Annotated in this window: 18 protein-coding genes; 4 read left to right on the top strand and 14 right to left on the bottom strand. The window is 41.7% G+C overall.

The window, feature by feature from the left end; translation table 11 throughout:
• Window positions 1-14: 14 nt before the first annotated feature.
• A complete protein-coding gene (locus QR40_RS19825) occupies window positions 15-890 on the bottom strand; it encodes a D-psicose 3-epimerase (protein WP_027296647.1) in 876 nt (291 codons plus the stop codon).
• A 250-nt stretch (window positions 891-1,140) separates the two neighbouring features.
• On the opposite strand from QR40_RS19825, the gene QR40_RS19820 reads away from it, so the two are divergent.
• Window positions 1,141-2,166, top strand: coding sequence for a LacI family DNA-binding transcriptional regulator (locus QR40_RS19820; protein WP_027296646.1), 1,026 nt, complete (start codon window positions 1,141-1,143; stop codon window positions 2,164-2,166).
• 86 nt (window positions 2,167-2,252) lie between these two features.
• On the opposite strand, the gene ppdK is transcribed toward QR40_RS19820, so the two are convergent.
• The 11 genes from ppdK to QR40_RS19765 form a co-directional block, all read right to left on the bottom strand.
• Window positions 2,253-4,874, bottom strand: coding sequence for a pyruvate, phosphate dikinase (gene ppdK, locus QR40_RS19815; RefSeq protein ID WP_027296645.1), 2,622 nt, complete (start codon window positions 4,872-4,874; stop codon window positions 2,253-2,255).
• 248 nt (window positions 4,875-5,122) lie between these two features.
• On the bottom strand, window positions 5,123-6,358 hold the full coding sequence (locus tag QR40_RS19810) for a 6-phosphofructokinase (protein WP_138003522.1): 1,236 nt from the start codon (window positions 6,356-6,358) through the stop codon (window positions 5,123-5,125).
• Window positions 6,359-6,455: 97 nt separating this feature from the next.
• Window positions 6,456-7,085 (bottom strand): TetR/AcrR family transcriptional regulator, encoded by a 630-nt coding sequence (locus QR40_RS19805; protein ID WP_027296643.1) that lies wholly within the window; start codon window positions 7,083-7,085, stop codon window positions 6,456-6,458.
• Window positions 7,086-11,282: an efflux RND transporter permease subunit gene (locus QR40_RS19800; protein WP_044296492.1), complete on the bottom strand. Its 4,197-nt coding sequence runs from the start codon at window positions 11,280-11,282 to the stop codon at window positions 7,086-7,088.
• 167 nt (window positions 11,283-11,449) lie between these two features.
• Complete coding sequence (gene yihA / locus QR40_RS19795; protein ID WP_027296641.1) at window positions 11,450-12,028, bottom strand: ribosome biogenesis GTP-binding protein YihA/YsxC; 579 nt, start codon at window positions 12,026-12,028, stop codon at window positions 11,450-11,452.
• Between the two features lie 47 nt (window positions 12,029-12,075).
• Entirely contained in the window at window positions 12,076-14,397 is a 2,322-nt protein-coding gene (gene lon, locus QR40_RS19790) for an endopeptidase La (RefSeq protein ID WP_027296640.1), read from the bottom strand.
• Between the two features lie 87 nt (window positions 14,398-14,484).
• Window positions 14,485-15,783 carry an ATP-dependent Clp protease ATP-binding subunit ClpX gene (clpX, locus tag QR40_RS19785; RefSeq protein WP_027296639.1) on the bottom strand — a complete coding sequence of 433 codons (1,299 nt, stop codon included), beginning with the start codon at window positions 15,781-15,783 and terminating at the stop codon, window positions 14,485-14,487.
• A gap of 110 nt (window positions 15,784-15,893) precedes the next feature.
• On the bottom strand, window positions 15,894-16,475 hold the full coding sequence (gene clpP, locus QR40_RS19780; protein ID WP_027296638.1) for an ATP-dependent Clp endopeptidase proteolytic subunit ClpP: 582 nt from the start codon (window positions 16,473-16,475) through the stop codon (window positions 15,894-15,896).
• Between the two features lie 52 nt (window positions 16,476-16,527).
• Window positions 16,528-17,814 carry a trigger factor gene (gene tig / locus QR40_RS19775; RefSeq protein WP_044296491.1) on the bottom strand — a complete coding sequence of 429 codons (1,287 nt, stop codon included), beginning with the start codon at window positions 17,812-17,814 and terminating at the stop codon, window positions 16,528-16,530.
• Window positions 17,815-17,944: 130 nt separating this feature from the next.
• Entirely contained in the window at window positions 17,945-18,820 is an 876-nt protein-coding gene (locus tag QR40_RS31040; protein ID WP_052430957.1) for a DUF975 family protein, read from the bottom strand.
• A gap of 25 nt (window positions 18,821-18,845) precedes the next feature.
• Entirely contained in the window at window positions 18,846-19,394 is a 549-nt protein-coding gene (locus QR40_RS19765; protein ID WP_044296490.1) for a DJ-1 family glyoxalase III, read from the bottom strand.
• A gap of 127 nt (window positions 19,395-19,521) precedes the next feature.
• Between QR40_RS19765 and QR40_RS19760 the strand changes: the two genes are divergently transcribed.
• From QR40_RS19760 to QR40_RS19750, 3 genes are all read left to right on the top strand, one after another.
• Window positions 19,522-19,971 carry a CYTH domain-containing protein gene (locus QR40_RS19760; RefSeq protein WP_044296489.1) on the top strand — a complete coding sequence of 150 codons (450 nt, stop codon included), beginning with the start codon at window positions 19,522-19,524 and terminating at the stop codon, window positions 19,969-19,971.
• A gap of 381 nt (window positions 19,972-20,352) precedes the next feature.
• Window positions 20,353-20,700, top strand: coding sequence for a helix-turn-helix domain-containing protein (locus tag QR40_RS30100; protein ID WP_052378037.1), 348 nt, complete (start codon window positions 20,353-20,355; stop codon window positions 20,698-20,700).
• A 133-nt stretch (window positions 20,701-20,833) separates the two neighbouring features.
• Complete coding sequence (locus QR40_RS19750) at window positions 20,834-21,076, top strand: helix-turn-helix domain-containing protein (protein WP_330373816.1); 243 nt, start codon at window positions 20,834-20,836, stop codon at window positions 21,074-21,076.
• Window positions 21,077-21,155: 79 nt separating this feature from the next.
• Here QR40_RS19750 and QR40_RS19745 read toward each other — a convergent pair whose 3' ends face one another.
• Together QR40_RS19745 and asnB are read right to left on the bottom strand one after the other, a co-directional pair.
• A complete protein-coding gene (locus QR40_RS19745; RefSeq protein ID WP_044296488.1) occupies window positions 21,156-22,028 on the bottom strand; it encodes a homocysteine S-methyltransferase family protein in 873 nt (290 codons plus the stop codon).
• On the bottom strand, window positions 22,025-23,878 hold the full coding sequence (asnB, locus tag QR40_RS19740) for an asparagine synthase (glutamine-hydrolyzing) (RefSeq protein WP_044296487.1): 1,854 nt from the start codon (window positions 23,876-23,878) through the stop codon (window positions 22,025-22,027). Before asnB ends, QR40_RS19745 begins: the two co-directional genes overlap by 4 nt.
• Window positions 23,879-24,057: the final 179 nt, after the last annotated feature.

Below are 24,057 nucleotides of genomic sequence, written 5' to 3'. Positions count from 1 at the left end.
CGTTTAACCTCCTTTTATATCGTTTTCTTTTTGAACTTACTTTTCAGAAAGACCAGAGAATCCGCAAGCTCTCTGCTGAGCCTCTCTTCATCAGCCCCATTGCTCAGATCCCTCCATACTTTGATATCCTTACCTATCTGTCCGCCCATCTTCACAAATGGCTCCATTACAACACTTCCCTCATATCCAATCTCCTGAAGTGCCTTGCCGATTTCTCCCCAGGGAAGTGCTCCCTGCCCCGGTAGTTTACGGTTTCCTTCTCCTACATGGAGTTCTCCCATATAGTTGCCGGCACATCGTACAGCCTTTGCAATATTGTCTTCTTCGATATTCATATGAAATGTATCTAACAGCAGCTTCACGTTAGGTGACCCGACTTCCCTGCAGAATTTTACTCCTTCTTCACAGGTGTTGAGAATATGAGTTTCAAATCGGTTTACTACCTCCAGACACATCTCAATCCCCAGTTCCTCTGCCGTCTTAGCCATCTTTCCTACACTTTCAACACCTCTACTCCAGATTTCATCTTTATTCAGGTCCGAAAAATCATTAGGCCAATATGTATACATCACTCCTACAATTTTCTTCGCTCCTATCTTCACCATATTTTTCATAATATCCGTTAAATAAGAGATTCCGGCTTCCCGGACTGACGGATCTTTAGAAGCAACATCTTTCTCCTTCGCCGGCCCTATATTCGCCGTAATCTGCAGCCCCAGTTCACTACAGGTATTTTTCAGTTCCAGTAGCTGTAAATCCGACATCTCCAGCAGATGTCCTGCCCCTACTTCCATAATATCAAAACCTGCTTTCTGAATCTTTCCAGCTGTTTCGATATAATCGCATCTCCATTCATTTCCCCAGTAGGAATATAACACTCCAAATTTCATTCTTCAATCTCCTTTCAAATTGTGCTCGTGCTCATTAGGTAAATAAATCATAACATGCAATAGATTTTATATCAATAGTTTAATTTTACCTATTTTTTATATTAGAATTTGTAACTATATACCAAAGATAAAATTTGTCATTGAATTTGTAATTCAAGTACATATATTCTTGATTTCTAAAGGAATAGACATCACAGAAATTATATGATAATATGAAAAAAAGAGATTGACCGAAAGGAAGTAGAAGTTTATGGCCGTTACGATCAAAGAAATCGCTGACCTGGCTAATGTGTCACGTGCAACTGTAGATAAAGTGATTCATCACAGACCGGGTGTAAAAAAAGAAACAGAAGAACGAATCCTGACGATCCTGAAAGAATTAAATTATCAGCCTAACCTGATCGGAAAGGCATTGGTAAATAGTAAAAATCCATTTAAACTGGGGATTATTTTAACACCGGAATATAACACCTACATACAATATACCCTCAAAGGAATCCGAAGAGCAGAAAAAGAATTTTCGCACTTTGGAATAGATGTTACGGTTAAAATGCTGACATCTTTAGAGCCAGTTGAACTTATGAGTATCCTGAATGAATTTCAGGCAATGCATATCTCCGGCCTGGCTATCCTTCCTATGGACGATGCCCAGGTAAAGGCTAAGATCAATCAAATAGCAGGAGAAGGCACTGCAGTCGTAACTTTTAATTCAAGATTAAGGGGCATTGATGAGATTTGCTTTATCGGACAAGACCATTACAAAGGCGGAAGAATAGCCGCAGGACTTATGGAAAAAATTGTCCCGGAAGAGGGGGACATCGGAGTTATTATCAGTACAAAAAATCTGTCCTGCCATCAGGACCGTTTATCGGGATTTACAACACGAATTGCAGAAAGTAAGATTCCCCTTTCCATTGTCGATATTCAGGAGAACCAGGATCGGAAAGAAGATGCCTTCCGTATCACACTGGAATATTGCAACAAATACCCTAATCTGAAAGGTATTTACCTGGCTGGCGGTGGGATCACCGGCGTTGCCAGCGCACTGTCATTATCTAACAATAAGAGTCGTATAAAATTAATATGCCACGATTTGCTTCCGGAGTCAAGTACTTTATTAAAAAATGGCATTGTTGATTTTGTTCTGGGTCAAAGTGCAGAAGAACAAGGCTACCAGCTTATCAAGGTACTATTTGATTTTCTTGTAAAGGAACAGACTCCAAAAGATCAGTTTTATGAGATTCCGGTGGAGATTATTACCGGGGAGATGGTGTAGATTTAACCGGGATTCACAATTCTCTGTAAACTAAAGTACAGCCCTTATCATATATGATAAGGGCTGTATTCAGCTTATATTAATTCCTATTTATTATTCAAAGCTGCCTGTGCTGCTGCTAATCGAGCGATCGGCACACGGAATGGTGAGCAGGAAACATAGCTTAAACCAATCTTATGGCAGAATTCTACGGATGAAGGATCTCCACCGTGTTCTCCACAGATACCAAGTTTAATGCCTGCATTTGTTGAACGGCCTTTCTTAACTGCCATTTCTACTAACTGGCCAACACCGTTCTGATCTAATCTTGCAAATGGATCTGATTCGTAGATTTTTGCTTTGTAGTAAGCATCTAAGAACTTACCGGCATCATCACGTGAGAAACCAAATGTCATCTGTGTTAAATCGTTTGTACCAAATGAGAAGAATTCAGCTTCTTCAGCAATTTCGTTAGCAAGTAAAGCTGCTCTTGGGATTTCGATCATTGTACCGATGTGGTAAACGATGTCAGATCCTTTTTCTTCTTTTACTTTTTCTGCTGTTTCAACAACAACATCTTTAACGAATTTTAATTCTGTTTTATCACCAACTAATGGGATCATGATTTCAGGAACTACGTTGTAACCTTTTTCAGCTTTTACTTCTATAGCTGCTTCCATTACGGCTCTTGTCTGCATTCTTGCGATTTCAGGGTAAGTTACAGCAAGACGGCATCCTCTGTGTCCCATCATTGGGTTGAACTCGTGTAAGTCGTCACATTTAGCTTTTACTTCTTCTGGTGTCAAGCCCATGTCTTTCGCTAATGCAGCAATATCTTCTGCATCAGTAGGTACGAACTCATGAAGAGGAGGATCTAAATAACGAACTGTCATTGGTTTTCCTTCCAGAACTTCATACATTGCTTTGAAGTCGGCTTTCTGGAATGGGATTAATTCGTTAAGAGCTGCTTCTCTTGCTTCTACACTGTCAGAAAGGATCATTTTACGGATCTTAGGAATTCTGTCAGCATCAAAGAACATATGCTCTGTACGGCAAAGACCGATACCTTCAGCTCCTAATTTAACAGCGTTAGCTGTATCTGCAGGAGTATCTGCATTTGTTCTAACTTTCAATGTTTTGAATTTATCAGCCCATCTCATAATTCTTCCGAAATCTCCGCTTACGGATGCTTCTTCAGTAGCGATGTCGCCTAAATAGATCTTACCTGTAGAACCGTCTAAGGAAATGTAATCTCCTTCTACAATTTTGTGTCCGCCAAGTTCGAAGTATTTTGCTTCTTCATCAATTTTGATTTCTCCACAACCGGATACACAAGCTGTACCCATACCACGTGCAACTACTGCTGCGTGAGATGTCATACCGCCGCGAACTGTTAAGATACCTTCTGCTGCATGCATACCTTCGATATCTTCAGGAGATGTCTCAAGACGAACTAAGATAACTCTTTCACCAGCTTCGTGAGCTGCTTTTGCTTCGTCTGCTGTGAAGTATACTTTACCTGCTGCTGCACCTGGAGATGCCGGCAGAGCTGATCCGATTACTTCGCCTGCTTTTAATGCTGCTGCATTAAAGGTAGGATGTAATAACTGATCCAGGGATTTTGCTTCGATTCTGCAAACTGCTTCTTCTCTTGTGATCTTTCCTTCATCAACTAAATCACAAGCGATTTTCAGAGCTGCAGGAGCTGTTCTCTTACCGTTACGTGTCTGTAAGAAGTATAATTTACCTTCCTGGATTGTGAATTCCATATCCTGCATATCACGGTAATGATTCTCTAATTTTTTAGCGATTGCCATGAATTCTTCATAGCATTCCGGTAAATCTTCTGCTAATTTAGAAATTGGCTGTGGTGTACGGATACCGGCAACAACGTCTTCACCCTGAGCGTTGATTAAGTATTCACCGTAGATACCATTGTCACCGGTAGATGGATTACGTGTAAACGCAACACCTGTTCCGGATGTTTCGCCCATGTTACCAAATACCATTGCCTGAACGTTTACAGCTGTTCCCCAGCTTCCAGGGATATCGTTCATACGACGGTATACGATAGCACGAGGGTTGTCCCAAGAACGGAATACCGCTTTAACAGCTTCCATTAACTGGATCTTAGGATCCTGTGGGAATTCTTCGCCCATTTTTTCTTTGTAGATTGCTTTATATTTTGCAATTACTTCCTGTAAATCTTCTGCTGTAAGATCTGTATCGAATTTAGCACCTTTTTCTTCTTTGACATCTGTTAAGATACCTTCAAAGAAAGTTTTGCTCATTTCCATAACTACGTCTGAGAACATCTGGATAAATCTTCTATAAGAATCATATGCGAATCTTGGATTTCCAGTTTTCTTAGCGAATCCTTCTACTGCAACATCATTTAAACCTAAGTTAAGAATTGTATCCATCATACCTGGCATAGAAGCTCTAGCTCCTGAACGTACAGATACTAATAATGGATCTTCATTATCACCAAATGTTTTGCCCTGAATTTTTTCCAGTTCTCCGATTGCTTTGAAAATCTGATCCTGCACTTCTTCTGTAATTTTCTTGCCGCTATTGTAATAGTCAGTACAAGCTTCTGTCGTAACGGTGAAACCTTGAGGGATTGGAAGTCCTAAGTTAGTCATTTCAGCTAAGTTAGCACCTTTTCCACCAAGAAGGTTTTTCATACTTGCGTTTCCTTCTTTGAATAAGTAAACCCATTTTGCCATTTTTACTAATTCCTCCTAAAATGTATTTGTATATGTTAGTACAGAGTATCTGATCCCTGCATAACTACCATATCTGCGAGCTTTGCGCACAGTTTTATTTTAACACATATCCTAGTCTAGTCAAGTGAAAAACCGCATTAATAACCCTATATTACGTATTTTTTTCAGTAATCCCGCAAAAATATAAGCCCTGCCGCGTTTTTTTGTCGCGTCAGAGCTTATATTAATTACAATATGTTACACTTTTTTTATTTATAAACCAGATGTCTCGGGATACCGTCTACCATTACCGGAGGATAATCTCCCTGTACCAGCGGCTTCACATATGCCAGAAATTCATTGGTAACATACGTTCCGTCTTTGGATATCCAATCCCTTGGAACCAGTTTTTCATCATTTGCGATCTTATGCACATCATAAATACCGGTAGCACATTGATATGGATCATCCGATACACGGTCAATGACAACCATCTTTCCCGTATCTCCTTCGTCAGCTGCTTTAACGGCAGCACCTCCTACCATAAACGCTTCGTTAATATCCACTCTGGATGCCACATGGGATGCACTTCTTTGCAGCGTGCTGAATTCCACGCCCCTTGTCTTACATCCAATCTCTGCTGCTATAAGGTTCGCCAGATAATCCGCTGTTCCGCTAAGCTGCTTATGTCCAAATGCATCTATATAGTCAGAATTCTGGGAAAGTTCACATACATATCTTCCGTCTGCTAATTTAATTCCCTCGGAAACGGCTACCACTATGGAATGTTTTTTCTTTATCAGGGAACGTATTTTATCTAAAAACTTTGATACATCGAATGGAAGCTCCGGCAGATAAATTAAGTCCGGTCCATCACAGTCCTCTCCTTTTGAAAGGGCTGCCGCGCCGGTAAGCCAGCCTGCATTTCTTCCCATAATTTCGATGATTGTAACAATATCCTTCTTGTATGACAGTCCAAGACCGTCCCGGATTACTTCTTTTGTGGATGTTCCAATGTATTTTGCCGCGCTGCCAAAACCAGGAGTATGATCAGTAAGTGCCAGGTCATTGTCAATGGTTTTCGGCACGCCTACAAATTTCTGCGACTGTCCCGTAAGTATTGCATAGTCGGAAAGCTTCTTAATGGTATCCATGGAGTCATTGCCGCCGATATAGATAAAGCTGTCAATCTCCAGCCTGTTTAATATCTCGAATATCTTCTCATAGATATCTTTATCTTCATGTATCTCCGGCAGTTTATAACGGCAGGATCCCAGATAAGCCGATGGAGTTCTCTTCAGTAATTCAATATCCAGGTCATTCTTGATATATTTAGACAGGTCAATGTATTTCTCATCTAAAAATCCCTGAATCCCATGAAGCATACCAAACACTTTATGAAATCCTCTATCCCTTGCAGTCTTATAAACACCGGCTAAACTGGAATTAATAACTGCTGTCGGGCCCCCCGATTGTCCTACAATAACATTTCTTTTCATGTCAATACCTCCGTCCTCGCATTCTGCACAAATTTATAGTTGCTATTATATCAAATAAATACAAAACATACAAGGTTTTTGTTTGGAAACGTGCAATTTTACTTTATCTCCAAACTTTTAGCACATTTTCATATGCAATTTGCTTAGCTTCTGCCAAAGTCACCTCATCCGTTCCGGTTTTTCCATCCAGATAGTACCAGAAGGCGCTTATCTGCGGAAACAGCCCAACTGCTGCGCGGTAATAGGATATTGGCTGAGGGATCAGCTTTTCTTTGTAAGCCTGATTCACCAGCCCGGTGACAAAGCAGCGCAGTCCGCTGTCATACCCTTCCAGCTTCAGAATGCTTTCCAGATGCTCCTGCTCCATTGTGATGGACTGTGCATGGAAACACAGATACTGAAGCCAGCTTCTTCTGGTCTTATAATTATTCTCCATATTGTTCAGGATCTCGTATATTTTATCCTCGAAACAATCTTTTTTCATTACACAGTGTGCCATATCACAGATGCTTTTATGGATATTGTAAAGAATCGCCTTTGTTATGATTTCTTCTTTACTTTGAAAATAGTCATATGCCGTACCTTTCCCTATGCCCGCCTTTTGGGTAATATCCGATACTTTGATGGAATGTAAACTCATTCCATCAAGCACCAGTTCATTCACTGCCTCATACATAGCCGTGACCTTTGGGGAATTCAGCTGCAGCAAATCCTGTAACTTTCCTGCGTCCATTTATATTTCCTCCTCTGTGATGTCTTCTTTCCGGTTAAAAATATCATAAATACAGGGAACAACCACCAGCGTAAGCAATGTTCCGTAAATTAATCCGCCTATCGTTACAATTGCCATAGGCTGAACCATATCGGAACCCATTCCGATTCCCATGGCCATGGTGGAAAGCCCTAAAACCGTTGTCAGCGCCGTCATAATAATCGGGCGCAGTCTGGTCATTCCGGCTTCTGCAATTGCTTCTTTTTTCTCCATACCGCCTTTTCTAAGCTGGTTAATATAATCAACCAGAACAATACCATTGTTTACAATAATACCGGACAGCATTACAAATCCGATCATGGCTATGACGCTGACTGGATTATTGGTGAGAAACAGTCCCAGTAAACCACCCGTAAATGCAAGGGGTATGGTAAACATAATGATAAATGGTGACAGCAGAGACTGAAATTGTGCAACCATGATCAGATACATAAATACCACTGCAAGACCCAGCATTTTAAATACTTCCGTCATCGATTCTTTTATTGTCTGATCCTCTCCTGCCATCTCTACGGTATAGCCCTTTGGTACATCGTAATTGACCAGCTTTTTATTAATTTCATCTGATACAATACCGATATTCGCATCTTTGTCCAGACCGGCCGTTACAGTTACATAACGGGTCTGCGATTCTCTGTTAATGGAAGTAAAGCCTTCTGTATCCACGAATTTTACAATATCCATAAGTGGTACATCTTTATCTTTTCCTTCTGCATCTTTTCCGGTAATACGCAGTTTTTTAATTTCTTCTCTGGTTAGGGATTTGTCTGCACCATCCACCACCATAACTGAGTAGTCTTTGGCATCTGCTGAAATCGTAGTTGCTGATTTTGCATCTGCCAGTTTCCCCTGCAGATACTGGAAGACCTGCGCAACCGTCAGCTGATATTCAGAAGCTGCCGTTTTGTCTACGACCAGACGCATTTCCTGTGTTTTCTCTTCCACACCGTCAGACACATCCTGCGTACCTTTTACTTCTTTTACGATCCCGGCAACATCTGCTGCTATTTCCTTGATCGTATCCAGCTCACGACCCTTAACCTTTATGGATACCCCGCTTCCTCCCAGCGCTGACATATCCATGCTGGAAGTCTCTACTTCGATTTCGCAGGGGAAGTCCTTTGTCCTGTTTTTAATCTCTTCTGCTATTTTGTCGTTGGAGGCTTTCTTATTTTCACTTAACAGTACATACATGGTTACTTTATTGGTTTTTGATTTTCCGCCTCCGAACATACCTGCACCGGAATTTCCCGCCATTGCTCCCACATCGGCAACATCCTGGATATTCTGTATTTCTTCCATTACTTTATCAGACATTTCTCCGGTTTCTTTCAGGGTAGCCTCATCCGGCATGGTCAGGCTCACATTCATCTGGGTACTCTCCATGTCAGCCATAAATGCAGTACCTCTGGATACCGCCAGTACACCGCTTAATATCAGCAGAACCACTGCACCAATGAGAACAACCGGCTTAAACTTAAGCGCCAGCTTTATAATTTTTCCATATCCCGCAATCAGCCGGTCCAGTACCTTACTTTGCTTTTCGGCAGTATTTTTTAACAGTCCTGCCCCCATCATCGGCACCAGAGTCAATGCAACTGCAAGACTTGCCAGGAGGGAAAACGCAATAGTAAGCCCCATATCCACAAACAGCTGCCTGGTAATGCCTTTGGTAAACACAATCGGTGCAAATACGCAGATGGTAGTCAGGGTGGATGCCGCAATTGCACCTGCAACCTGATGAGCCCCCTCTACTGCCGCCTTTTTCACCGGAAGTCCTTCCGTCCTCAGACGGTAAATATTTTCTATAACAACAATGGAATTGTCCACCAGCATCCCCACTCCCAAAGCCAGCCCGGATAAGGAAATGACGTTCAGGGTAATCCCGGTAAAATACATCAGCACAATAGCGGTCATAATACTGATCGGTATGGAAAATGCAATAACCAGTGTCGGGCGGAAACTCTTTAAAAATAAAAACAGCACAAGGATTGCCAGTATACCGCCCATAATCATATTCTGAATAACCGAATCTACTACCAGATCAATGTATACCCCCTGATCCATAAGGGTAATAAAGTGAGCCTGGGGGTTGGACTGTGTCAGTTCATCAAACCGGGCTTTGATCCGGTCTGATACCTCTCCGGTGGAATATCCGGACTGCTTCTGCATGGTAAATAAGATACCTGCATGGCCGTTAATCTTTGCATATACCTCATCGCTGTTATCGGTTACTGCAACATCTGCCACATCCGACAATTTAACGGGCTCTACTCCATCCATATGCATATCCATTAAAACCAGGTCAGATAAGTCTTCCACCTCTGTAATCTTGTCGCCTACCCTTACCAGATAATCCACGCCATCTTCCGTAACGTATCCGGCAGGCATGGTAAAGTTCTGGGCAGCCAGAATCCCTTTTACCATATCTGCTGTTACAATCTGATCCAGATCGGCCTTATCGTATGCCGCATCTCGCTGAGAATCCAGCTGGTCTTTTGCAGATTTTAACTCTTTTTCCCCACTGCTTAATTCTGCCTTTGTGGCTGCCAGTTCAATCGTAGCCGTTACCTTCTGCCTGTTCAGCTCTTCCAGTGCTTCTGCTACGGTGGACTGTCCTGTTTTTATCTGCGTCTTCGCTGTCTCTAACTGCTGTTTCGCAGTTTCCAGCTGAAGAGCGCCCTCATCCAGCTGTGCTTTCCCATTTGTGATCTGATCCTGAAGCTCATTAAGCTGGGACTTCAGTACTTCAATCTGTTCTTTTCCCTGGGCGGCCTGCTTTTTTCCTTCTTCGATGAGCGCAGCTCCCACATCAGTCTGATCTTTGCCTGCGGATGCCTCCACCGCTTTTTCCAGCAGGGCTTTGCTCTGAGTCAGCTTAGATTTGGTATCTGTCAGTTCAGCCAGCTTTTCATCAATCTGGCTTTCCTCTATACCCATCTTTTTTAAACCGTCTTCTATTGCACGGATACCTGCTTCTGTCTGCTGCAGCTGCTTTTCCAGTTCTTCTATTTTATCAGCTGGTGCCATTTCACCCAGTGCCCGCAGCTGCTCCAGTGCCTTTGTAAGTTCTTCCTGCGCCTTTCGCAGTGCCGGGAGCTTCTCTTTCGCCTGGGTTAAAGCTGCCTCGGCATCTGTAATCTGCTGTATCTGGTTTTCCAGTTCTTTTAGCTGCTCCGGCAGAGACTTCATCTGAGTGGCCGCATCTTTTAATTCTTCTGCCTTTTTTTCCAATTCTGCTTCGCTTTGGGCAAGCTCGCTTTCCTTGGCTGCCAGTTCTGCCTGTCCCTGGGTAAACTTAGTTTCCAATACTTCAATGAGAGATCTGGATGTTTCCAATGTCTGCTGTTTTTCTGCTATAGCGGCAAGCGCTGAGTCGATCTGTACTTCGTTTTTCAACAGTTCGTCCTTACCGCTGCTAATCTGAGCTTCTGCATTTGCAGTCTGGTCAGCCAGTTCTTTCTGTCCTGAATCTAACTGCTTTTTGCCGTCTTCGATCTTGCTTTGGGCTTGATCCATTTCCGTTTTTGCATCCGCAAATTTAGCATCCAGGGATGCGATAATTTTCTGATTCACTGCATCTACTTTTTCCTGGCGGATGACAACCTTTATATCTTCCTTCACATCTCCCGAAGTAGATGCGGAAGCTACACCCTCAATACTTTCCAGATCCGGGAGCAGTTTGTTCTTCACCAGTTCCGTAAGTTCTGAGCTGCTCATATCACCGGCTTCCACTGCCGCTACCATAATGGGCATCATGTCCGGATTCAGCTTCATGATTATCGGACTTCCCACGGCATCATCCCAGTAACCTTTGATCTGGTCCAGACTTTCCCGCATTTCAATGGTGACTGCGTCCATATTGGCACTCTGGGAAAATTCAAGTATAACCTGTGATACATTTTCACTGGATACTGAGGTAACATTTTCAATATTACTAATGGTTGCCATTGCCTGTTCCACAGGCTTGGTGACCATCGACTCTACCTCCTCCGGGCTTGCTCCCGGGTACGTAGTCATAACAATTGCATAAGGCAATGTCATATCCGGAAGCAGATCTGTCTTCATATTTAAAAATGACACAACCCCCAGTATAATTACCAGAACCACAGCCACTACTACCGTATACGGCCGTTTCACACTATATCGAGATATCATATTTCCTCCTTCCTTTGCGTATAACCCCACAATCATATTATTTGCAGATAATTTCCTGTGTTCTTCCGTCCGACCAGTCAGTCAGTTTTGTGAAATCGAAAAACCGCGATGCAAATGTTTATTGCTATCGCGATTTTTTAAATCTATAACGTTATCTTCCCGCTTAGTTACAGCTCGTCAATCAAAGCCCAGATTTCATCCCTGCCCTGTTTTGTCTCTGCAGAAAAAGGTATTATCTGAGTTCCTTCTACCACATTCAGACCTGTCCTGACCTGTTTTAAATGCTTTGGAACCTGGCTTCTTTTCAGCTTGTCCAGTTTCGTTGCAATAATAATTGGCTCATATCCATTATGCAGAATCCAGTCATACATGGTTTTGTCATTTTCCGACGGCTCATGGCGGATATCAATTAACAGAAACACTGCTTTAAGCTGTTTTGACTCATGGAGATAACGCTCGATCAGTTTCCCCCATTTTTCTTTTACCGCCTGGGCAACCTTTGCATAACCATATCCCGGAAGATCAACCAGATACATTTCATCATTAATATTATAGAAATTGATTGTCTGGGTTTTTCCAGGCGAAGAACTGGTTCTCGCAAGGGATTTCCGGTTCATCAGCCCATTAATTAAGGAAGATTTTCCCACATTGGACTTCCCTGCAAATGCAATCTCCATTTTATCATTATCCGGAAGCACGCTGGTTATTCCGCATACTGTCTCTAATGCTACATTTTTTATTACCATATTTTCCTCTCATACCGCTATTGCTGCGGTTTCAAACATCTTCCCGGTTAAGCTTTAACCAGTGCCTCAGGCAGAATGTCTTTCATCGTCTCGGCGAACCGGATTTCCAGTCCCCTTTTAATTTCGCTTGATATTTCTTCTACATCTGGTTTATTTTTGGCGGGAACGAATACCGTCTTCATTCCTGCATTTTTAGCAGCCAGCAGTTTTTCCTTCAGTCCTCCAATGGGAAGAACTCTTCCTCTCAAAGTGATCTCCCCGGTCATCGCGACATCTGCACGGACCGGTGTTTCTGTAATTGCTGAAATCATTGCGGTTGCCATTGTTACTCCGGCAGAGGGACCGTCTTTGGGTACTGCCCCTTCCGGAATATGTATGTGAATATCATGCTTTTTGAAAAAATCATCCTGAATCTTATACGCTTTGCTCAAAGAGCGTATATAGCTGATGCCTGCCTGTGCAGATTCTTTCATTACATCTCCCAGTTGTCCGGTCAGTAAAAACTCACCTTTTCCCGGAAGAATATTAACTTCTATCTGAAGGGTATCTCCGCCGACACTGGTCCATGCCAGTCCCCGGACAATCCCGATTTCATTTGTTTCATTCAAGCCCTGGAAGCTGTATCTTTTCTTGCCAAGGTATTTGGCCAAATTAGATTCTGTAATTGTAATGCGAGACTTCTTGTTTTCTAAGATTTCCCGTGCTGCCTTTCGGCAGATCTCTCCAATTTTTCGTTCCAGGTTACGAACTCCTGCCTCTTTTGTATAAGAAGCTATGATTGTCCGCAGTGCTGTGTCACTGATGGATAATTGCTTTGCGTTCAGTCCATGACGTTCGATCTGCTTTCTGATCAGGTGTTCTTTGGCAATATGAAGTTTTTCATTCTCCGTATAGCTGGAGATTTCGATTATCTCCATTCGGTCCAGCAGCGGTCTTGGAATCGCCTGCATATCATTTGCCGTGGCTATGAAAAGCACTTCTGACAAATCAATGGGGATTTCCAGATAATGATCCCTGAATTTATTATTCTGCTCAGAATCCAGTACCTCCAGAAGTGCAGAAGATGTATCCCCCTTATAATCACTGCTGACTTTATCCACCTCATCTAAAAGCATCAGTGGATTTTTAACTCCTGCCGTTTTCATGCCACTGGCAATTCTTCCCGGCATGGCGCCAACATAAGTTCTGCGGTGACCTCTGATCTCAGCCTCATCCCGTACGCCGCCAAGGCAGATACGGACATACTTTTTATCCAGTGCTCTGGCAACAGACTTCGCAATGGAAGTCTTACCTGTTCCGGGAGGTCCTACCAGACAGAGAATAGGGCTTTCCCCTTTCTTTGTCAAAATGCGGACAGCCAGAAACTCCAGGACTCTCTCTTTTACCTTTTCCAGTCCATAATGATCCTGATCCAGGATCTTCTGGGCATTTTTCAGATCTTTGTTGTCTTTGGATGCCTTATCCCAGGGCATTTCCAGTAATGTTTCCAGATATCCCCGGATAACTGCACTTTCAGAAGAATTGGATCCAACGCTTTTAAAACGTTCAATCTCTTTTGCGATCTTCTCCTTTACCTTGCCTGAAGCCTTGAGTTTATTCAGTTCTTCTTTAAAATGATCGGCATCACCTAAAAGGTTATCTTCGCCTAATTCCTGACGAATTACTTTGAGTTGTTCACGCAGAAGATATTCTTTCTGATTCTTATCCACATGTTCTTTTACTTTTTCCTGTAAATCACGCTTAATCTTCAAAACATTGATCTCGTTACTCAGTATCACGCTGAGCAGTTCGTAACGTTCAAAGATATCTACGGCTTCCAACAGGCGCTGCTTATCTTCAAAATAAAGTGGTATATTAATACCAATCTGATCCACCAGCTTTTCGATCTCTGTTATTTCCAAAAGCTGATGTACCAGTTCTTTACTCATTTTTCCGTTTTCTTTGCTATAGTTTTCAAAAATTTCTTTTAAATTCCGAACCATAGCCTGTTTCATATAGTCATCCATTGGCTGCGCAGGCTCCTGGGAAAAGGTACCTGCCTCAACTACCAGATATTCCTCTGTCTCTGATAAATCCAGAAGTTCAGCACGTTCCAGCCCTTCAGCCAGAACGCGGAAAATATTCTGCGGCAGTTTGACCACCTGCTTGATCTCAACAATTGTACCAATATGATACAGGTCATTTAACTCCGGATCAGATAGATCCGGGTCTTTCTGCGTCACTACAAACAGCCTTTGTTCTTTTAACATTGCCTCTTCGATAGCTCTGATAGATTTTGTCCTGCTGATATCGAAATGTACAATCATAGAAGGTAAAATTGTCATTCCGCGAAGTGCAACTGCTGGTATATTCTTTATTATTTCACTCATTTTTATCCCTCTAGTACAGTATTTCGTAAATTTCAGAGAATAGAGTGCCTGATATTTTCGTCAGTACAAGGCATTGTCAGTCAGGCTCTACGCAGTCTCTGAACTTATCTTTAGTTTTCTGCGGGTACCTTTTGATGGAAGTGCTCTTTCATCCCGGTGCATAATCTCGGGATCTCCCGTACCTTCAATGGTTTCCTTGTTTACAACACATTTCTCAATGGTTTCATCCGAAGGAACAGTGTACATCAGATCCATCATGGATTTTTCCAGTATTGCACGCAAGCCTCTGGCTCCGGTTTTTCTGGCAAGAGATTTCTCGGCAATCGCCTCGACTGCTCCTTCATCAAAGTCCAGATCTACCCCGTCCAGTTCAAACAGCTTCTTGTACTGCTTGATAATGGAATTTTTCGGTTCTCTTAAGATACGGATTAAGGTTTCTTTATCTAATGCTTCCAGAGAAACTGTTACCGGCACACGTCCGATAATTTCCGGTATCATACCAAATTTAACGAAATCCTGGGGAAGTACATGACGCAGGATTTCTCCGATGTCTTTTTCCCTTTTATCTGCTATCTGAGCATTGAATCCCATTGACTTTGTATCCATACGGGTCTCAATGATTTTGTCCAGTCCTTCAAAAGCTCCACCGCAGATAAACAGAATGTTGGTTGTATCGATCTGGATTAATTCCTGATGAGGGTGCTTTCTGCCGCCCTGAGGCGGAACACTTGCAACAGTTCCTTCCAGAATCTTCAGCAATGCCTGCTGTACACCTTCTCCTGATACATCTCTGGTAATGGATGCATTTTCTGATTTTCTTGTAATTTTATCTATCTCATCAATATAAATGATTCCGTACTGTGCACGGTTAATATCGTAATCTGCTGCCTGAATTATTTTAAGCAGAATATTTTCTACGTCTTCTCCAACGTATCCTGCTTCTGTTAATGCGGTCGCATCTGCAATGGCAAACGGTACGTTTAATAATTTTGCCAAAGTCTGCGCTAATAGTGTCTTACCGGAACCGGTCGGTCCAAGCATCAGGATATTACTCTTCTGAAGCTCTACACCAAGATCTTTTCCTGCCATAATTCTCTTATAGTGATTATAAACTGCTACGGACAACGCTTTTTTCGCTTCGTCCTGTCCTATTACATATTCATCTAAAAATGATTTAATTTCTTCGGGTTTCATGAGATTAATCTCGTCCCCGTTGTCCATTCCGAAATCGTCTTCTAATTCCTCTTCAATAATTTCAGAACAGATTTCAATACACTCATCACAGATATATACCCCGCTGGGGCCTGCAATCAGTTTTCGAACCTGATCTTCTGATTTGTTGCAAAACGAACACCGAACTTTTGGTTCTGCATATTTCCCTGCCATCTTTCCACCTCATAATGATTTCTTTGGCTGCAAAGAACAGCCCTTTTATTACTTCCAAATCTATATAAGACTCCCACTCACAGAGCAGGAGCCTTATCTTCATGCATAGTTTAACGATTCGCAATCACATCATCGATGATGCCATATGCTTTTGCTTCTTCTGCACTCATATAGTGATCTCTCTCTGTATCCACTTCGATAACTTCAAGGGGCTGACCCGTATTTGCAGCAAGATGCTCGTTTAATTTTCTTCTGGTACCTAAGATCTGATCTGCAACAATCTTAATATCGGTTGCTTGTCCCTGTGCACCGCCGGAAGGCTGGTGAATCATGATCTGTGAATTGGGAAGTGCAAATCTCTTTCCTTTTGCACCGCCTGCCAGCAGAAATGCTCCCATGCTGGCTGCCATACCCATACAAATAGTAGAAACATCGCATTTGATATAGTGCATGGTATCGTAAATTGCCCATCCTGATGATACGGAACCACCCGGACTGTTAATGTAAAGGTGGATATCCTTTCCAGGATCTTCTGATTCTAAAAATAATAACTGTGCTACAATTAAATTGGCACTGACATCATTCACTTCCTCACCGAGAAAGATAATTCTGTCTTTTAATAATCTTGAATAGATATCATAGGATCTCTCACCCCTGCTTGTCTGTTCAATGACATAAGGTACTAAGCTCATGATGACTCCTCCTGTCTATCTTCTATAATTTATGTGTTCACCAAAAGTCTGATTAGATTTCTTTAGCAGCTTCGGTAACCATGGTTACAGCTTCCTGAATAGCTAAATCATTTTTGATCTGTTCTTTTTCATAATCGCCCATGATTTCTTTCAGTTTTTCTACTTCCATTTTGTACATTTCAGCCATTTTTGCTAATTCTTCTTCTACCTTCTCATCGCTGATCTGGATATCTTCTGCTTTCGCAACTGCTTCTAATACAAGGCTGTTCTGGATGCGTTTTTCAGCTTCCGGTCTCATCTGTTCGAATAACTTTTCAGCTGACATTCCTGTAAACTGGAAGTACTGCTCTACGGATAATCCCTGGGACTGGATTCTTCTTGCAAAATCATCAGCCATCTGACGAACCTGTCCGTCTACCATTGGATCCGGGATTTCCATTGTTGCATTTTCAACAATTTTAGCAACTACTGCGTTTTCTTTTGCTGTTTTTGCTTCTTTTTCTTTTTTCTCAGCCAGATTCTTCTTGATGTCTTCTTTGTATTCTGCTAATGTATCAAATTCAGAAACATCTTTCGCAAAATCATCATCTGCTTCCGGAAGTTCTTTTACTTTGATTTCATTTACTGTACATTTGAAAACAGCTGCTTTACCAGCTAATTCTGCTGCCTGGTACTCTTCCGGGAAAGTAACGTTAACTTCCATTTCTTCTCCGATCTTTGCACCAACTAACTGCTCTTCAAATCCAGGGATAAAGCTTCCGGAACCGATTGTAAGGTCATAGTCTTCTCCCTTACCGCCTTCGAACGCTTCTCCGTCAACAAATCCTTCAAAATTTAATTTGACCATATCGCCGTTTTGAACAGCTCTGTCATCAACATCGATTGTACGGGAGTTGTTTTCTCTCTCTTTATCAATCTCTGCCATAATTTCATCATCTGTTACTTCAATTGCCTGCTTTTCCACTTCCACACCTTTATATTCGCCAAGTGTTACAACCGGTTTTAAAGCAACTTCTGCTGTAAAGATAAAGGATTTTCCTTTTTCAATCTGTACAACATCAATCTTAGGCTGTGAAACGATATCTAAATCGCAGCTTTCCACTTCTTTTGCATATGCGTCTGGAATTAATGCGTTTGCTGCATCTTCATAGAAAACGCCCGGGCCGTACATTTTTTCTATCATAACCCTTGGAGCTTTTCCTTTACGGAAACCTGGCATGTTAATTTTACCTTTATTTTTCTGATAAGCAGCCTGAATTGCTTTTTCCAGCTCTTCTGCAGAAGCTTCAATAGTCAGCTTCGCCATGTTCTTTTCTAACTTCTCTACCTGTAAACTCATGTTATCTAATTTCCTCCTTAATCAATCGTATGGAGAACGCTATATTTTCCCATACTTACAGTCATTTTAATAGTATAGCACAAGCCTTTCTAAATTGCTATACTTTTTTTATTTGATATTCGTGAACTTTTTATAAACATTCTTCAGCAAATCCGGGCAGTTCATAGGTGTTGCTGAACCCGTTTTCGATCACATATGTTCTTAATACGCCATACAGTTCCGCCTCAGTGGCAGCCATATAGGGATTCACATACAGCACATTTGCAATGCCGCAGGATATGCCGCCCAGAATCATCCATGGGATAAATGATAATTTTAGTATAAATACTTCCCAAAGCTGTCCGCTCATCATCTCCGCACTGAGTTCAAAAGCCCTTTTCCGTTCAATATCCGGATTCTCTGCAAGAATATAAGGAACCATCATATACTGCAGGCTTTTAATAATTCCCGGTACGATAAGTAAAAGAGTCCACAGGAAAATTTTCACTTCCCGCAAAAACATAGTCAGCACAACATTGATCACATATTTGCTTTTAAATGCGTATAACAGTTCGCCCACTCCGGTCCGTCTTTCCCTGCTGCACATAAAAAACCTTTTTGCGCCCACAAGGATCGGCATTCCGATAAGGAGATGCATTACAATGCTGAATAACAGCATCATCAGTCCCATATAGACATAGATCGGGAATAAGCCTCTTGTCAGCAGTCCGCTGATTCTGGTACCGGCATCCTTTAATAATCCCGTGGCGCCATCGGTTATTTTCCCGGTTATCCCGGACTGTCCGTCAACACTTCCATCTTCATCTGCCATATCATTATCCCCGGTATCTTCTCCCGAGAACCATTCTATAGTGCTGTTGTTACCGGATGACCTGCCGCCGGATCCATTTCCGCCAAACTCCCCGCTTAGCAGACCTGTAATCAGGCACACCAGTATTGCAGACCAAATGCAGCCCCGCAGCACATTCTTCGCTCTGTCTTTTAATTCATATCTGGTCCATAACATAGACTTTCCTCACTATCTTCCTTTTCTATTTATATATAATTGACTCTGCTATCCTTCGTGCTTCCGCTTCTCCCAGAAATCTTTCAATTATCGCCAGGGAAAAATCAATTGCTGTTCCCATCCCCCGGCTGGTGATGATATTTCCATCCACTGCCACCGGATCATCCGATACTTGTGCACCAAGCAGTTTCTCTTCAAAGCCAGGATAACAAACCGCTCTTTTTCCTTCTAAAATACCATTTAAACCCAGTACACTGGGTGCGGCACAAATCGCAGCAATCTTTTTACTATCTGCATGAGCCGACTTTAGTAAACTGACCAGCCCTGTATGATTGCCCAGATTTAAAGTTCCGGGCATTCCTCCAGGCAGAATAAGCATCCCTGCATCTGAAAAATCAACCTCCTCAAAAACAGCGTCTGCCAACACCTGGATTCCATGGGAACCAGTCACAGTCAGACCACCCGTTACGGATACCATAGTAATATCTAAATTTGCACGACGCAGCATATCCACTACAGTCAGCCCTTCAATTTCTTCAAACCCATCTGCTAAAAAAATATATATCCTGCTCATTTATAAGCCTCCTTTGACTATTTTCTCTATTCTACCAAAAAAATTTTCAATATACCAGTAGTTTAGAAAAACAATTTACTTTCTTATCTAAATATATTATGATTAATCTCATAAAGGAGGTAACGATATGGAGATTGAACGAAAATATTTAATTAAAGATCTGCCGGCAAATCTGAATTCCTACCCCTATCATATTATTGAACAGGGGTATTTATGTACAGAGCCTGTGGTACGCATCCGAAGACAGGATGATGATTATATTCTAACTTACAAAGGAAAGGGCATGATGGTGCGGGAAGAATATAACCTTCCTCTTACAAAGGATGCCTACGAACACCTAAAACCGAAAGCAGATGGGAACATCATTTCCAAAAAGAGATACGTGATCCCCCTTAAACAGGATTTAAAAATAGAACTGGATATCTTTGATATTCCATTTGCCCCCTTAATACTGGCTGAGGTAGAATTCCCCGACGAAAAAACTGCGGATAATTTTATCCCGCCTGATTGGTTTCAGGAAGATGTAACATTCGATGGCCGTTATCACAACAGCTATCTGAGTCAGATACAATTCTGAATATCCGGGAGGGTCTGCCCACAGGCTTCTCCCGGATATTCTTATTCTACAGATGCAGTTCTCTCCATGCATTCTGCTGATTCTGTTAATGTCATACCTCTTTCTTTTTTCTATTATAAACTCCCACACACTCCTGTAGTTTCATTTTTATACCCATTGCATAGGGCAGCTTGTCTGTAATACTGCCATAAATAAGAAATGTGAACATATTTTTTGTTTACACTCTTTATCATATTCCAAAAATTTTATAGACATAATTTTTCCTTTCAGACTAGTATTTTTCGATAAATTCAGTATGTGGCATCTCAGTTTCATTTCGTGTCCTAAAAGGAAATATTTACCATTACTTGCTATAATATTTAAAATATTTGGAGGTATCTTATGTTGAGATCAACTTTAGGACAGCGTCTTCGCCGTTTACGTGAAGACCGCGGATATACACAGGAGCATGTCAGTACGATATTGAACGTAGAACGTCAGACATATACAAATTATGAAAATGGTTACCGGACTCCGCCGCTGGATTCATTAGTACAGTTGGCTGATTTATTTGGTATCAGCATGGATTATCTGATCCGCGGACAGCAATATGACCTGATTTCCACTATTTTGACAAAAGAAGAGCAGGAATTATTATACAGCTACAATCACTTAAGCCCTATACTGCAAAAAGAAGTGCAGGAATTTATACAGTTTAAAATTAGTCTTCAAAAGCCCAGGCATCACTAATCTTTGCAATTCTTTACATTGTATTCTGAAATCTTTATTCCCTCTTTGCAAAATTAAATATTGCATATGTTGGTTTATGCCTTGTTTCGTTTTTTCCTCACAAAGAATAAACTATATGCAAGGAGGAATTCATATGGATAAAATGAACAAAAAACGCCAAAGTCAATATAAGCAGCTTGGTCTTACCGTTGCTTATTACCGCAAAATGCGCGGCCTTACCCAGTTGCAGCTGGCTGAACACACCAACTTGAGCCGGACACATATCAGCAATCTGGAAGCTCCGAATATGCCCACATCAATATCATTGGACAAGTTATTTGATATCTCCGATGTTCTGGGTATTCCGGTAAAAGCTTTATTTGAATTCAGAGAGTAGTAAGATACATACTAAGAAAGGGCTGCTTTACCTATGTGTAAAGCAACCCTTTTTTAGTATGTGATTATAATCCCTTATATTAACGTATATTCCCGGCCAGTAACTCAATATATTCCGGGGTAGTACCGCAGCATCCCCCGACAATTCCGGCACCCGCTTTTACAAGCACCATCATATGCTTTGCAAAATCTTTAGCATTCATATTGTATATGGCTTCTCCTGTTTCCGTGATAGTGGGCATTCCGGCATTTGGCTTAGCCATTATTGGAACCGATGCAACTCTTTTCATGGAAGCAACTACCGATTCCAGCTGATCCGGTCCCACAGAACAATTAAGCCCCACTGCAGAAGCTCCCATTTCCTGAAGGGATTCTACCGCATCCCATGCAGTTCCTCCGGCAAACACGCTTCCGTCGGCTTCCAGAGTCATGGAACACATCACCGGCAAATCGCAGACTTCTGCAGCTGCATCTAACACTGCCAGCGTCTCATCAATGCTAATCATTGTCTCAGCAACCAGTAAATCTACGCCTGCCTCTACCAGATAAATGATCTGTTCCTTATACATTTCCAATAGCGACTCATAAGTCACTTCGTCAGAAGCTCCAATAATCTTACCGGATGTAGTCAGATCGCCCGCGACATAAGCTCTCCCCTGTACCGCTTCTTTTGAAAGCCGCACAAGATCGTGGTTCATCTGTCTGATGTTCTCATCTAGTCCATAATATTTCAAATTCATGCGGTTCGCTGCAAAGGTGGGAGCATAAACAATATTACTCCCGGCATCCGCATATGCCCGCTGTAAATCAATAAGAACCTGGGGATGTTCCAGGATCCACTGTTCTGTACAGACACCGCGCCCCAGACCTGCTTTAATCAGATTAGATCCCGTTGCCCCATCCAGAATAATGGTTTCCCGCCCTGCCCACTCTGCAAATTCCTGTTTTGTCATGCGAAGTTATGCTCCTTTTCTACAAAAAATACCTGGTACCAGATCAAGAATGTATAGATTACCCAGATCTTCCTGCTGTTATCCCGAATGCCTGCCTTGTGGTCATCCAGCAGCTGCATGATCTGTTTCTGATTAAAGAACTTTCCAGCACTTTCACCGGTAAACATAGCCTTGGTTCTTCCATAACCGCTGTCCTGTTTCAGCCATACACGGATGGGAACCGGGAAGCCCAGTTTTTTCTTCTCACTTGTCTGTTTCGGTAAATATTTTTCAGCTACCTTACGGAATGCATACTTAGTTGTATGGTCTTTTAATTTTTCTTCTGTATTAATTTTTCTGGCCACATCAAATACTTCTTTATCCAGGAATGGTACACGCAGTTCCAGGGAATGTGCCATACTCATCTTATCAGCTTTCAGCAGAATATCCCCTGGAAGCCAGTTGGTCAGATCGATGTACTGCATCTTAGTAGTATCATCATACTTCGCCATTTTTTTATAATTTTTATCCAGGAACTCCTGCGGTGTCATAACCTTAGTAGGATGTTTCAGGATGGACTTTCTTTCTTTTGCAGTAAAGATATTGGCATTTCCGATAAAACGTTCCTGTACGGATTTGCTTCCACGGATCAGGTAACTTCTCCCCTTCATGTGTTCCGGCAGTTTCATCGCTACAGAAGCAAAAGCCCTGCGGACTGGCTTTGGAATCCATTGTACATATTTTAATGCCAGAGGTTCCCGGTAAATTGTGTATCCTCCAAAAAATTCGTCAGCTCCTTCACCTGAAGTAACAACTTTTACATGTTTTGCTGCTTCCTGCGCTACAAAGTAAAGTGCTATTGCTGCTGCATCTCCAAGCGGTTCATCCATATGATACATGATCTTTGGAATCGCATCCCAATACTCCTGTTCAGATATAATTTTACTGTGATTTTCCAGATGCAGATGCTTCGAAAGTTTTTTCGCAAACTGTGTCTCATTATAAGGACTGTTTTCATCAAAAAATCCAACCGTAAAGGTTTTGTTTCCGGAATATTTGGCTGCAATGAAACTGGAGTCTACACCGCTTGATAAGAACGCACCTACTTCCACGTCTGCCAGCATATGTTTTTCAACGGACTCACTCATCACATTATCTATTTTCTGAATTAATTCTTCTTCGGTCTCATTTGTTTTCTGTGGTGCCAGCGTCGGATCAAAATACTGGGTGATCTCCAGCCTGCCGTCCTGAAGCGTCAGGTAATGACCAGGTAATAATTTATATATTCCTTTAAAGAAAGTCTCCGCCATAGCAGAATACTGGAATGAAAGGTATTGTTCCAGGGCTTCTTCATTTACTTCTCTCTTAAATCCGGGGAATTCTAAAATACTTTTAATCTCTGACCCGAAAACCAGGCTACCTTCTATCATTGCATAATAAACCGGCTTAATTCCAAAGAAATCTCTTGCCATGAATAACTTCTTATTTGGAGCATCCCAGATAGCAAATCCAAACATACCACGAAGTTCATTTACTAATTTTTCACCGTATTCTTCATATCCATGTAAAAGTACTTCTGAGTCTGAACGATTGGCAAAAACATGTCCCCTTTTCTGAAAACGCTCTCTCAGTTCCAGACAGTTGTAAATCTCACCGTTAAATACTAAGGCTAAATCACCTGTTTCATTGAACATAGGCTGTGATCCACTCTCCAAATCAATGATGCTCAGTCTGCGAAAACCCAGAGCAGCTTCGTCGGTACAGAACTTTCCTTCTGAATCAGGTCCTCTATGTTTAATAACATCCATCATATTTCCCAAAATTGTTTCTTTATCCGTTACATTGCCTACAAATCCGCAAATTCCACACATGGCTATCCATCCTCTTCTGAAATTATGTATTTATCCATAGTGTACCCAGACTATATCATCATCACTCATTCAATTTCTGGAATGATTATTCACAAATATAGCAACACTATTTATAGTATACACTATCCAATAAGTTCATTTCTACTGTTATTTTATAAAAAATTACTTAAGATTACCTC

It is taken from the genome of Robinsoniella peoriensis, from assembly GCF_000797495.1.
GTDB lineage: Bacteria > Bacillota > Clostridia > Lachnospirales > Lachnospiraceae > Robinsoniella > Robinsoniella peoriensis.
Note: the sequence above shows the minus strand (reverse complement) of the source record. Positions and strands in the feature narration are given on the sequence as shown.